The sequence below is a fragment of the Yersinia sp. 1652 StPb PI genome, assembly GCF_041538345.1.
GTDB classification, from domain to species: domain Bacteria; phylum Pseudomonadota; class Gammaproteobacteria; order Enterobacterales; family Enterobacteriaceae; genus Yersinia; species Yersinia enterocolitica_E.
In genome coordinates, this window is sequence record NZ_JAULSM010000001.1 from 505535 (window position 1) to 518642 (window position 13108).

The window sequence follows — 13108 nt, forward strand, 5'->3', positions numbered from 1 at the left end:
GTTCACACCATTTCCTGATTATTTTGTTGCAAGCGCTGCTTCTCAATCTCTACCTGATGAGCGCGCCAGATGTTATTTAATACGTGAACCAACGCTTTAGCGGATGACTCGACAATATCTGTTGCCAGACCCACGCCGTGGAAACGGCGGCCTTTATGGTCAACCACGATATCAACCTGACCCAATGCGTCTTTACCCTGACCGTTGGCAGACAGTTGATATTTCACCAGTTCAATTTCATAACCGGTAATGCGATTGATGGCCTGATACACCGCATCAACCGGGCCATTACCTGTGGCCGCTTCTGATTTAATATCTTCGCCACAGACCAATTTCACGGATGCTGTTGCCATTACGCTGGAACCCGACTGCACGCTGAAATAGTCTAAACGGTAGTGTTCCGGCTCTTCCTGTTGTTTATTAATGAAGGCTAACGCTTCTAAATCGTAATCAAATACCTGGCCCTTTTTATCTGCCAGCTTCAGGAATGCGTCGTACAAAGAGTCCAAATTGTAATCTTTATCCTGATAACCCATCTCTTCCATACGGTGTTTGACCGCCGCGCGACCAGAACGGGAGGTCAGGTTCAACTGCACTTCTTTCAGGCCAATGGATTGTGGTGTCATGATTTCGTAGTTTTCACGATTTTTCAGCACGCCATCCTGATGAATACCGGATGAGTGAGCAAAAGCATTACTACCGACAATGGCTTTGTTAGCGGGTATTGGCATATTGCATAACTTACTGACCAACTGGCTGGTGCGGTAAATCTCTTGATGATTGATATTGGTATGCACGCCCAACATCTTTTCACGCACCTTGATAGCCATGATCACTTCTTCCAGTGAACAGTTACCGGCGCGTTCGCCCAAACCATTAATCGTGCCTTCTACCTGACGCGCACCGGCTTGTACTGCGGTGATGGAGTTGGCAACGGACATGCCCAAATCGTCATGGCAATGCACTGAGATAATGGCTTTATCAATATTTGGCACCCGCTCATACAAGTCGGTGATAATTCCGCCGAATTGATAAGGAGTGGTGTAACCGACAGTATCAGGGATATTGATGGTAGTCGCGCCGGCATTAATCGCAGCTTCTACGATGCGGCACAGGTTATCAATAGGGGTACGGCCAGCATCTTCACAAGAGAATTCAACATCATTGGTATAGTTGCGAGCGCGTTTCACCGAGTGCACTGCCATCGCCAACACATCATCAAATGAGCGCTTTAATTTGGATTCGATATGTAAGGTGGATGTCGCCAAAAACACATGAATACGGAAGGCTTCAGCAATACGTAAAGCTTCGGCGGCGACATCAATATCTTTGTCTACACAGCGAGCCAGAGCACACACACGGCTGTTTTTGACTTGCTGAGCGATGGTGCGCACTGACTCAAAATCGCCAGGGGAGGAAACCGGGAAACCGACTTCCATTACATCGACACCCATTCTTTCCAGCGCAAGCGCGATTTGCAGCTTCTCTTTAACACTCAGGCTGGCTTGCAATGCTTGTTCACCGTCGCGCAATGTTGTATCGAAAATAATGACTTGTTGGCTCATGGGTTGTTCCTTGTCGTGTTTACATTTGCGCTTAGCGGGTAAAAAAAAACCCGCGCATTTGCGCGGGCTTGTTAATCTTGATGACTGAATCAGTTCTGATTTCCGTCCACCAACATACCGCGCAAGTGAGATGCGTTAAGTAGTAGGCTTAGTAGGCGGGTTGAGTAGAACATAATTTTTCAGTTTCTCATGGGTTAAAATAGTGCGTTGCCTAAATTGATACGTGAATTTTGTGGTCATGTCAACTTTTGTTTAAAATGGCGTGTTCAACTGGTTGCACGGGTTATCAATTCCTTATGACGACACAAAAAACCTAAAAATTAAAAATATAGGATTTTTAATCTAAAAATAGATGCTGATGATTTTGTTTTATTTGGCATAGTCTTAATAATATGGATTATTGTGCTTTTTTGATATTTGGATAGTAAATTCTCTAGCTAGAGAGGTGAAAGTCAGTTTTGGGACGTTATATTTAAGTCTCCCGGAGATGGAATGAGGTAAGTAAGAGTAACCCATTAGTAATCCATTAGTAATCCATGATTATAAATTCACAATAAGCCTTATTATCTTTCTATTATATATTTGTTGAATATAAATATTCATCACTCTAATAAATGCTATTATTTATTGGCTTTAGATGTTATGAATATGGCGTGAATTCATACTTAAGTGTGGTTAGATCCAATCCACTATTTAATATATTCACACTAATAAATAAGAACTAATAAGTTTCAATTGATGAATTTATTATTTATTAATGGCATAGTTGTCAACTATCCCATTTTGTGATGTGATCATCTTGTTGATTTTATTATTGGTACTTATAATTTAATGGTTTGGTATTCCTGATGTAAATTACTGTATGAGCATATATAAGATACTTTATGTGAATATCTTGTTCACGCACTTATCTATGGGCGTTATTAACTGAAAGGTAGGGAGGGAGGGAATTAATACTTTTGCATTTATACAAGGATGAGACTCATTTTACCTGATAAGAGTAATGATGAGAACATTGGCATCGTTAATAGTAAGAGAATAAAGATATTTTGAGGTATGCAAAAGTATCAGCAGGATTCTTCTATTAATCATGTCATCTGCATAAAGATCAGTGGAGTTAAGCATGCTTGAACACAACTTAGTAGCCGACGACCAAGTAACTAAAAAAGAAGGTAGTGATGTTCACTTAAGAAGTGTCGACCTCAATTTATTAACGGTTTTTGATGCTGTGATGCAAATGCATAATGTAACACGTGCAGCCCAGTCACTGGGGATGTCCCAGCCTGCGGTGAGTAACGCAGTCGCCCGCTTGAAAGTGATGTTTAATGATGAGCTGTTTGTTCGTTATGGCCGTGGTATCCAGCCTACCGCCAGGGCTCGTCAGTTGTTTGGCCCGGTTAGACAAGCTCTACAATTAGTTCAAAATGAGCTACCCGGTGCTGGCTTTGAAGCCAAAAAAAGTGGGCGAATCTTTAATCTATCTATTTGTAGCCCGTTAGATATTAGATTGACGGCACAAATAATAGAAAGTGTTAAGCAATTAGCGCCTAATGTTCAACTCATTATCAAATCTTATTTGAATGATAATATTGAGCATCAGTTACGTTATCAAGAGACCGAGTTTGTGATAGGTTATACCAAGTTTGAGCGCCCAGACTTCCATTACTTATCAATATCTAATGATGAGTCCGTTTTGGCGGTCTCAAAAAATCACCCCCGTATTGATAATTCAATTACGCAAGAACAGCTCCTTTCAGAGTCACACGCGGTAGTGTCATTGGATAAAATAGGTTCTTTCAGTGAGCATTATTATGAATCAGAAATAAGTGCTCAAACTATTGTATATGAAAGTACCGATATGAATAGTGTGCTTAATATTGTATCCCAAACTTGCTTTGTGGCTATTGCCCCTCGCTGGCTTGTTCAAACATACAGTGAAGCACTTAATCTGAAACTTATCTCTTTACCTTGGAAGGAAACATGCCGCCCATGTTATCTCACGTGGCACGAATCTACTGATAGAGATAAAGGCCATCAGTGGATGAAAGAGTTACTCAGCCAATTGGATACTCCTGAGTAATTACTTTTGTTAACCCCTGCTGCTGGAATCATATTATTTTCAGTGGCAGGTAAAGGTAACAACTAAATTAAAACATATTTTGTTTCCAGCCATTGGTCAGTTCAATACAACGTTATTGCCGTGTTTACCCCTCACTCCTATGGTTCTAAACGCTCTCTTTTTCATCAAAGTCAATTTCAGCTCACACTTCTACTCTGAATTTTGTTTGCCATAGCCAATAGAGCAGGTAGACTGCGCGAAAAAAAGTGAACACATGTAAGCTGAATGCCAATTAGTGGTAAGTTACAGTACACTTTAATGGATAATCAATACCCAATAGATTTCAAGGTGTAGCAAGGCGGTAAATGAAAGGCTCCCAATGAACGGACTCCGTCACGTGATTTGGATGAGCACCCGCCATCACACAGTAGCAACTTGGAAGACAGCAAGTATATAGCGAGCGGCGATGTTATGACCCACACATTAGAGCAATACCACCTTGTGCGCCGTCTGCGCCAACAAATCAGCCACCGTGCTGACCAGATAGCTTGGCGTGAATGGTCACCCGAGGGTGAAAAACAACTAAGCTGGCAGCAGGTTGACACGCATGTCACCCGGATTTCAGCAGCTTTGTTATCCCTCGGGGTTGCCATTCAGGAGCGCATTGGGATTTTTGCCAACAACAGTATGACTTGGTCGTTGGCGGATTTAGCTATTTTACAGTTGCGTGGCGTCAGCATCCCACTGTATGCCACCAATACCAGCACTCAGGCGGCTTATGTGCTCAATGATGCCGATGTGCGTATTTTATTTGTCGGTGGACAGACACAATTTGATGTTGCCGCAACACTAAAGCCGCTGTGCCCACAACTTGCTCAAATTATTGTATTAGACCCCGCAGTCGATTTGCGCGGTTGTGAATACGCCCAACACTTAGCTGATTTTGAGCAACAACCTGATGCGGTCCAACAGCACCTACTCACTACGCGTATAGATAGTTGCGACTTAAATGATTTATTCACACTGATTTATACCTCGGGTACCACGGGTGAACCTAAAGGTGTGATGCTGGATTACCGTAATATGGCAGCCCAGCTTTATTTGCACGATCAGCGCTTAACCCTGACAGCAGAGGATGTCTCTCTTAGTTTCCTGCCATTATCCCATGTGTTTGAGCGGGCGTGGAGCTTCTATGTAATGCATACCGGCGCACAAAATGTCTATATCAGCGACACTGATTGGGTGCGCTCGGCGATGCAGGTAGTAAAGCCGACAGTGATGTGTGCCGTCCCTCGTTTTTACGAGAAGGTATTCAGTGCCATCAATGACAAAGTTGCTCTGGCAAAATGGCATCGCCGGATATTGTTTCGCTGGGCGGTAGGTCGGGGTGAGCGCAAATTCCAAAGCCTGCAACGTGGGGAAACATTATCATTGTTATCCGAACAGCTGTACCAGCTGGCGGATCGTCTGGTGTTGAGGAAATTGCGAGGGGTGTTGGGGGGTAGAGTGCGCTTTTTACCGGCCGCCGGTGCTCGGTTAGATGACAATATCATCCTGTTTTTCCAGTCCATCGGTATCAACATTAAGTACGGCTATGGCATGACCGAAACCTGTGCCACCGTCTCTTGTTGGGAAGAGCAAGACTTCCGGTTCGGCTCTATCGGTAAGCCATTACCGGGGATTGATGTGCGTTTGGGCGCAGAGAATGAAATTCAGGTACGTGGCCCGATTGTGATGCGTGGTTACTTTAATAAACCGCAACAGACGGCAGAGTCGTTCACCGAAGATGGTTGGCTCAAAACGGGGGATGCCGGGGCGTTGGATGCTCAGGGTAATTTGTTTATCACCGAACGGCTGAAAGATTTGATGAAAACCTCCGGCGGCAAATACATTGCGCCGCAAATGATTGAGGGCACACTCGGTCAGGATCGTTTCATTGAGCAGGTCGCGATTATTGCCGATACGCGCAAATTTGTCTCAGCGCTGATTGTGCCCTGTTTTGAATCACTTGAAGAGTATGCTCGTTCGATAAACCTGAAATACCACGACCGGTTAGAGTTGTTACGCCATAGCCATATTGTCGGTTTGTTTGAACAAAGACTGAAAGATATGCAAAAAGAGTTGGCGATGTTCGAGCAGGTTAAGCGCTTTACGTTGTTACCACAGGCATTCACCATGGAAACCGGTGAACTGACACCGACGATGAAATTGCGTCGCAAAATCATTCTCCAGCGTTATCAGAATGAAATTGATTCGATGTACCGTGATTAATCGATAGTGTTATTACGTTGCTGTCTGTTGTTAACAGGCAGCCGCTGTTTTTCTGAACGTTCAGCACTTTCGCCACCTGGCTCGGTATCGCCCCCGGTTTTTTCTTCCTCCGATGCATAAAAATTATCAGCCTAATTAAGTTCTATGATTGGTCATCTTGACGGTGTTTAAACTAAGATCACTCCTTAACAGGCAGTGTTTTATGTTTGGAATGCGAGCAAAAACAGAGTGCGACCAACAGAATTGTCTTTAGCGCAGCGAATTGCCATTTGCCTGCCAGAAAATCTGACGTTATGTTAATAAGTTGGTTACGTTAAAAATAATAAATATAGGAATCAGGGCGTAGTGCCTTTCCTACAGGATCCCGTGGAAATGACTTCCCGTTATCCAATGAGCAAACAAAGCCTGGAGGCAAAACCCATGGAGATGTTGTCAGGAGCCGAGATGGTTGTCCGGTCGTTAATCGACCAGGGCGTGAAGCATGTATTCGGTTATCCCGGCGGGGCCGTACTTGATATCTACGATGCCCTGCACACGGTCGGCGGCATCGATCACGTGCTGGTACGCCATGAACAAGGCGCGGTTCACATGGCCGATGGTTATGCTCGGGCAACCGGTGAGGTTGGCGTGGTGCTGGTCACTTCCGGCCCTGGGGCGACCAATGCCATTACCGGTATTGCTACCGCGTATATGGATTCTGTACCGATGGTGGTGCTTTCCGGTCAGGTACCTAGCTCATTGATAGGTTACGATGCTTTTCAGGAATGTGACATGGTGGGGATCTCCCGCCCAGTGGTGAAACACAGTTTTCTGGTGAAGCGCACTGAAGATATTCCAATGGTACTGAAAAAAGCCTTCTATCTGGCATCGACTGGCCGCCCAGGTCCGGTCGTTATCGATTTACCAAAAGATATCGTTGGCCCTGCGGTAAAAATGCCTTACGCCTACCCGGATCAGGTTAGCTTGCGCTCTTATAACCCCACGGTACAAGGCCATCGTGGGCAGATTAAACGCGCGCTGCAAACTATTCTGGCGGCTAAAAAGCCCATCATGTATGTCGGCGGTGGGGCGATTAATTCTGCCTGCCACGAAGAGCTGCTAGCTCTTGCTGAGCAACTGAATTTGCCGGTGACCAGCTCTTTGATGGGGCTGGGGAGCTTCCCGGGCACTCATCGCCAAAGCGTGGGCATGTTGGGGATGCACGGGACATTCGAAGCCAATATGGCGATGCACAATACGGATCTGATTTTTGCCGTTGGCGTGCGCTTTGATGACCGAACCACCAATAATCTGGCGAAATACTGCCCGAATGCCACTGTGGTACACATTGATATCGACCCGACTTCAATTTCGAAAACCGTAAATGCTGATATTCCGATTGTTGGTGATGCTAAACAAGTCTTGGTACAGATGCTGGAGCTGCTGTCTCAGATTGATTGCACACAAGATTGCGATAGTTTGCGTGATTGGTGGCAATCCATCGAACAATGGCGTGCCCGTAATTGCCTGAGTTACAACAAAGACAGCGGAAAAATCAAGCCGCAGGCAGTGATCGAAACCCTACATCGCCTCACCAGCGGTGATGCCTATGTCACCTCTGATGTCGGTCAACACCAGATGTTCGCCGCACTTTATTATCCGTTTGATAAACCACGCCGTTGGATTAACTCAGGAGGCCTTGGGACGATGGGCTTTGGCCTGCCGGCAGCGCTTGGCGTTAAACTGGCGTTACCAGACGAAACCGTAGTTTGCGTTACCGGTGATGGTAGCATCCAGATGAATATTCAGGAGTTATCTACTGCACTGCAATATAACTTGCCAGTGCTGGTGCTGAACCTGAACAACCGCTATCTCGGCATGGTGAAACAGTGGCAGGATATGATCTACTCTGGCCGCCACTCACAGTCTTATATGGATTCGCTGCCTGACTTCGTCAAATTGGCTGAAGCTTATGGTCATATTGGTGTTTCCATTCGCACGCCGGATGAGTTGGAAAGCAAACTGGCTGATGCCCTGACACAATTATCCGCGACCAAGCGTTTGGTATTTGTAGATGTGACGGTTGATGAAACGGAGCATGTTTACCCGATGCAGATTCGTGGTGGTGGCATGGACGAAATGTGGCTTAGCAAAACGGAGAGGACATAATTATGCGCCGCCGGATTTTATCAGTTCTACTGGAAAACGAATCAGGTGCCCTCTCAAGAGTGGTGGGCCTGTTTTCTCAACGTGGTTATAACATTGAGAGTTTAACGGTTGCGCCGACCGACGATCCTACACTTTCCCGCATGACGATTCAGACCGTAGGTGATGCCAAAGTTCTGGAGCAGATAGAAAAACAGCTACATAAATTGGTGGATGTACTGCGCGTCAGTGAGCTGGTTTCTGGCTCACATGTTGAACGTGAGATTATGCTGGTGAAGTTGCAGGCCAGTGGCTACGGGCGTGAGGAAGTGAAACGGTGTGCGGAAATATTCCGTGGGCAAATTGTGGATGTTACCGCCACGCTCTACACCGTCCAACTGGCGGGCACCAGTGATAAACTGGATGCATTCCTCAATGCGGTGCGGGAAGTGGCAGAAATTGTTGAAGTTGCCCGCTCAGGCATTGTTGGTGTGTCACGCGGTGACAAGATTATGCGTTAATGAAACTTATTAACACTGACTAATCTCCAATAATCAGGCTCGGCAGGTGTGTCGGGCTTTTTTTTTCTTATTTTTTAACCGAGATAGCGTTATAGGGCGGTTAAAGCGGTTGCTCAATAGTGAGTTCTGCGGTTAGATCTACAGTGTGCTATATCCGTAGTTAAACTATGTCTATAAATCGTGTGTTTTAGCCTGTAACACTGCGGTTTATTGGCGTATTGAGAAACGCTGGGATATTTAGCTCTGGCAGACATCATGCCTTTCATCACTTTATTGGGTTTATAAGGGGTTAATGTGAAACTGGATGAAATCGCGCGTCTTGCGGGCGTTTCGCGTACAACGGCCAGTTATGTCATTAATGGCAAAGCGAAACAGTACCGAGTCAGCGATAAAACAGTAGACAAAGTTATGGCGGTTGTCAGGGAACATAACTATCACCCAAATGCTGTTGCGGCAGGATTGCGCGCGGGCAGAACCCGCTCCATCGGTTTGGTGATCCCGGATCTTGAGAATACCAGCTATACCCGCATTGCAAATTATCTGGAACGCCAGGCGCGCCAGCGCGGTTATCAACTGTTGATAGCCTGCTCGGAAGATCAACCAGATAACGAGATGCGTTGTATCGAACATCTGTTACAGCGTCAGGTTGATGCCATTATCGTTTCTACCGCATTGCCCCCTGAGCACCCTTTTTACCAGCGCTGGGCTAATGATCCATTGCCAATAATTGCATTGGATCGGGCGCTAGATCGGGAGCATTTCATTAGCGTCGTCGGCGCGGATCAAGAAGATGCACTGATGTTGGCACAAGAACTGCGTGCCTTCCCGGCGGAATCTGTATTGTATTTAGGCGCGCTGCCGGAGCTGTCAGTCAGTTTCTTGCGTGAGATGGGATTCCGTGAGGCGTGGAAAGATGATCCACGTAAAGTCGATTACCTGTATGCCAATAGCTACGAGCGCGAAGCTGCCGGTGTGCTGTTTGCGCAGTGGCTTAAGACCCACCCAATGCCACAGGCGTTGTTTACCACCTCATTCCAGCTACTACAGGGCGTTATGGATGTTACCTTAAAGCAAAGTGGGCGTTTACCCAGTAATCTGGCGATTGCTACTTTTGGTGATAACGAGCTGCTGGACTTCCTTGAGTGCCCAGTACTGGCGGTGGCACAGCGTCACCGCGATGTTGCCGAGCGCGTACTGGAGCTGGTATTAGCCAGTCTGGATGAACCGCATAAACCGAAACCGGGTTTAACCCGTATTCGCCGTAATTTGTTCCGCCGTGGCAGTTTGAGCCGCAAGTAACCGAGTAATAAACATTTCGGTTAAGACGCTTAATACCCAATAGATTTTATGGTGCAGGAGGCGGCAGCGGCCTCAACGAGGTGAGGCTCATGGATGGGCCGAGTAGTGAGCACAGTCAACACACCTGCACCATGAAAGATGACGGGTATTCAAATATAGCCCGCCACGCGGAACAATCGACGGCAATATTCCAGGAAATAGCCGTAAGCCACACCCATCGCCATCGAAACCAACGCGTTACTGGTAACCGCTGTAGTGATTTGCTCTAAATCAGCCCCGACCGACCACAAAATCATGGCATAAACCGGAGACTGGAAGCTGACATAGGCCAGTAAGTCTGCCAGATTCCGTGCCCAAAAATACTTGCCGGCATGATGACGCGCAAAGCGGATAAAGGCATCCCGATACACCCCATAAGGCCAGGCAATAAGGATATTGACCGGTATTGAAACCAGGCGAGAAGAAAGAGACTGCTGGAAGGTCATTCCCGAGATCACGATTTCAATTATCATGCCGATGACAAAACAATACACGACCAGTGCAAAAGTATCGGCTGCGGCACTACGCAGACGGGACCCAGTTGAAAACATTGTCATTAACTCCCTACTTGGGGGAAAAATCTGCTAAAACGCCAATTCATGAGATTATTAGCAGGATTTATATATTGCTCATAATTTGAATGTCAGGTGATTGTATTGCTTTTTTGCTTTTGATGTAGTTTACAGTGCTATTGTTTGTAATATAACCAGCTCAAAATTTTTATTTTTAACATTTGGCTGATTTTTATACTTTGTACTGTGAGGAATTGAGCTTTTGGTGGTTTTTTAAATGGTAAGGTGTCTTGTTTTACTTTAAAAACAGATAGTTGTGTTTCTACGTTATCAGCCGAGGGGGGCCGGCAAAGGTCAGTCAAATTTAAAATAATGAGTGAGGCAAAAACTAAATCATTCAATTTTGCTAATTTAAGATTTATCTGTCTGAAGGCATTCATATTTCAGTGATGCCCGGAAATAGACACCAATAATTTATTTCAAAATAGATTAATCCCCGTCGGTTAATTGAAGTAAAATGTCGCGCCAGTAACACTTGTTGTTCTCAAGGTTATTATTGTGTTGCTGTGGGTTTTGCCGTTGATTACCGCTGTTTTTCCTTAGGAGACGCCAGCGGCAGCGGGTTTTGTGCTCAGGCTGTTTATTTTTAGACCGTACAATTTTCATACTAAAAATGAGACATTCCTTGCAGAAGGAAATAATGAGACAATTAATCGACAATTAATTATTTATTTAAGTAGCTGGAATTACTGGCGGAAAAATAGCCCGTTTATCATGACGTTAATTTCTATTACAACCACTAAAATAGCCCCTTCTACGAGATATATCTCAAAAACGGCCCATAAATATTGTCAAAGCGCATCGGCTCTGGCTTGACAAGGTTTTCATACCATCCGTAAACTCTTTAATGTGGGGATTTGTGGGGTAAAGTGGCGAATTGGGTCATGAAGGGGTAACTCAGTCATGTTTCGTGGTGCAACGATGGTTAACCTCGACAGTAAAGGGCGGCTTGCCGTACCTACCCGTTATCGGGATCTACTGAATGAGGAATCGCAGGGCCAGATGGTCTGTACCATAGACCTTCACCAACCATGCCTGTTGCTTTATCCACTCCCTGAATGGGAAATCATTGAACAAAAATTATCCCGTCTGTCGAGCATGAATCCGGCTGAACGTCGGGTTCAGCGTTTGCTGTTAGGGCACGCCAGTGAATGTCAGATGGATGGTGCTGGGCGCTTACTGATCGCAGGAACACTGCGACAGCATGCCGGGCTGAATAAAGAAGTGATGCTGGTTGGGCAGTTCAACAAGTTTGAACTGTGGGATGAACAGACCTGGTATCAACAAGTCAAGGATGACATCGACGCAGAACAGTCCACTCAGGAACCATTGTCTGAGCGGCTACAGGACTTATCGCTATAAGCATGGTAGATAACAACAAAATTGTAGATAACAACTACAAGCATACAAGCGTATTGCTGGATGAGGCGGTAAATGGCCTGAATATCCGCGATAACGGCATCTATATTGACGGAACTTTTGGCCGTGGTGGCCATTCGCGTCTGATTCTGTCCCAGCTTGGGCCAGAAGGGCGTCTGATTGCAATTGACCGTGACCCACAAGCTATCGAAGCGGCAAAATCTATTACAGATCCGCGTTTCTCTATCGTACACGGTCCTTTTTCCGAGTTAGCACATTATGTGCGAGAGCTGGACTTAGTGGGCCGGATTGACGGTGTATTGCTGGATCTCGGGGTTTCATCACCACAGTTGGATGACCCTGAGCGTGGCTTCTCTTTCATGCGTGACGGGCCGTTGGATATGCGCATGGACCCCTCCCGTGGATTATCTGCTGCTGAATGGTTGATGAAAGCCAGTGCTGACGATATCGCGTGGGTGCTGAAAACCTTTGGTGAAGAGCGTTTTGCCAAGCGTCTGGCCAAAGCCATTGTGGAGCGCAACCTTACTCAACCGATGACTCGCACCAAAGAGCTGGCGGATTTGATTGCCAACGCCAGTCCATTTCGCGAAAAGCACAAACATCCTGCTACCCGTAGCTTCCAGGCTATTCGTATCTATATCAATAGTGAGTTGGAAGAGATTGAGCGCGCACTTGATGGCGCACTTGAAGTCCTGGCCCCTGCGGGCCGTTTGTCAGTGATTAGCTTCCACTCTCTTGAAGATCGCATTGTTAAAAACTTTATTCGTCATCACAGCCGTGGACCACAGGTGCCGGCGGGGTTGCCATTGACGGAAGCGCAGTTGCGCAGCATGGGTGGGCGTACATTGAAATCGGTTGGCAAGATGATGCCTCCAGATGCTGAAGTGGCTGAAAACCCACGGGCACGAAGCTCGGTATTGCGTTTTGCCGAGAGGATTAAAGAGTGATAGGCAGCGAACGCCACGGTTTAGTTGGGGTCATCGGCGGTGATTTAATCCGCAATGCGAAGATCCCGTTGATTTTACTGATCGCGGTGTTGGTATCTGCTGTTTTCGTGGTAACCACCGCCCACCGTACACGCTTGTTGACCGCAGAGCGTGAGCAGTTGGTGCTGGAACGGGACGCGCTGGATATCGAGTGGCGTAACCTGATTCTGGAAGAGAATGCGTTGGGTGACCACAGTCGTGTGGAAAGTATCGCGACTGACAAATTGAAAATGCAACATGTTGATCCATCACAAGAAAATATTGTAGTTAAACAATAAATTTCTCCAATAAA

At 46.2% G+C, this 13108-nt stretch carries 11 protein-coding genes; 8 read left to right on the top strand and 3 right to left on the bottom strand.

The features are described 5' to 3' along the window. Positions 1 to 2: 2 nt before the first annotated feature. Positions 3 to 1565, bottom strand: a complete 1563-nt coding sequence (gene leuA, locus Q2T71_RS02300; RefSeq protein WP_372557997.1) for a 2-isopropylmalate synthase — start codon at positions 1563 to 1565, stop codon at positions 3 to 5. 1123 nt (positions 1566 to 2688) lie between these two features. Between leuA and leuO the strand changes: the two genes are divergently transcribed. From leuO to cra, 5 genes are all read left to right on the top strand, one after another. Next, positions 2689 to 3645 carry a transcriptional regulator LeuO gene (gene leuO / locus Q2T71_RS02305; RefSeq protein WP_372557998.1) on the top strand — a complete coding sequence of 319 codons (957 nt, stop codon included), beginning with the start codon at positions 2689 to 2691 and terminating at the stop codon, positions 3643 to 3645. A gap of 450 nt (positions 3646 to 4095) precedes the next feature. Beyond that, on the top strand, positions 4096 to 5895 hold the full coding sequence (locus Q2T71_RS02310; RefSeq protein ID WP_372557999.1) for a long-chain fatty acid--CoA ligase: 1800 nt from the start codon (positions 4096 to 4098) through the stop codon (positions 5893 to 5895). A gap of 420 nt (positions 5896 to 6315) precedes the next feature. Beyond that, positions 6316 to 8043 (top strand): acetolactate synthase 3 large subunit, encoded by a 1728-nt coding sequence (gene ilvI / locus Q2T71_RS02315; RefSeq protein ID WP_372559820.1) that lies wholly within the window; start codon positions 6316 to 6318, stop codon positions 8041 to 8043. A gap of 2 nt (positions 8044 to 8045) precedes the next feature. Then, positions 8046 to 8540: an acetolactate synthase small subunit gene (gene ilvN, locus Q2T71_RS02320; RefSeq protein ID WP_004388986.1), complete on the top strand. Its 495-nt coding sequence runs from the start codon at positions 8046 to 8048 to the stop codon at positions 8538 to 8540. Positions 8541 to 8834: 294 nt separating this feature from the next. After that, the gene (cra, locus tag Q2T71_RS02325; protein ID WP_005181395.1) at positions 8835 to 9839 is read left to right on the top strand and encodes a catabolite repressor/activator; all 1005 of its coding nucleotides are present in this window, start codon (positions 8835 to 8837) and stop codon (positions 9837 to 9839) included. Positions 9840 to 9988: 149 nt separating this feature from the next. Here the strand turns inward: cra and Q2T71_RS02330 are convergent, their stop codons facing one another. Both Q2T71_RS02330 and Q2T71_RS02335 read right to left on the bottom strand, forming a co-directional pair. Then, positions 9989 to 10429, bottom strand: coding sequence for an L-alanine exporter AlaE (locus Q2T71_RS02330; protein ID WP_372558000.1), 441 nt, complete (start codon positions 10427 to 10429; stop codon positions 9989 to 9991). Between the two features lie 137 nt (positions 10430 to 10566). After that, entirely contained in the window at positions 10567 to 10830 is a 264-nt protein-coding gene (locus Q2T71_RS02335; protein ID WP_372558001.1) for a hypothetical protein, read from the bottom strand. A 523-nt stretch (positions 10831 to 11353) separates the two neighbouring features. Between Q2T71_RS02335 and mraZ the strand changes: the two genes are divergently transcribed. From mraZ to ftsL, 3 genes are read left to right on the top strand one after another with little or no spacing between them, the layout of a single operon-like run. Further along, on the top strand, positions 11354 to 11812 hold the full coding sequence (mraZ, locus tag Q2T71_RS02340; RefSeq protein WP_004875568.1) for a division/cell wall cluster transcriptional repressor MraZ: 459 nt from the start codon (positions 11354 to 11356) through the stop codon (positions 11810 to 11812). A 2-nt stretch (positions 11813 to 11814) separates the two neighbouring features. Further along, a complete protein-coding gene (gene rsmH, locus Q2T71_RS02345) occupies positions 11815 to 12777 on the top strand; it encodes a 16S rRNA (cytosine(1402)-N(4))-methyltransferase RsmH (RefSeq protein ID WP_083160537.1) in 963 nt (320 codons plus the stop codon). Continuing rightward, on the top strand, positions 12774 to 13094 hold the full coding sequence (gene ftsL, locus Q2T71_RS02350; protein ID WP_083160535.1) for a cell division protein FtsL: 321 nt from the start codon (positions 12774 to 12776) through the stop codon (positions 13092 to 13094). Before rsmH ends, ftsL begins: the two co-directional genes overlap by 4 nt. The last annotated feature ends 14 nt before the right edge of the window (positions 13095 to 13108 follow it).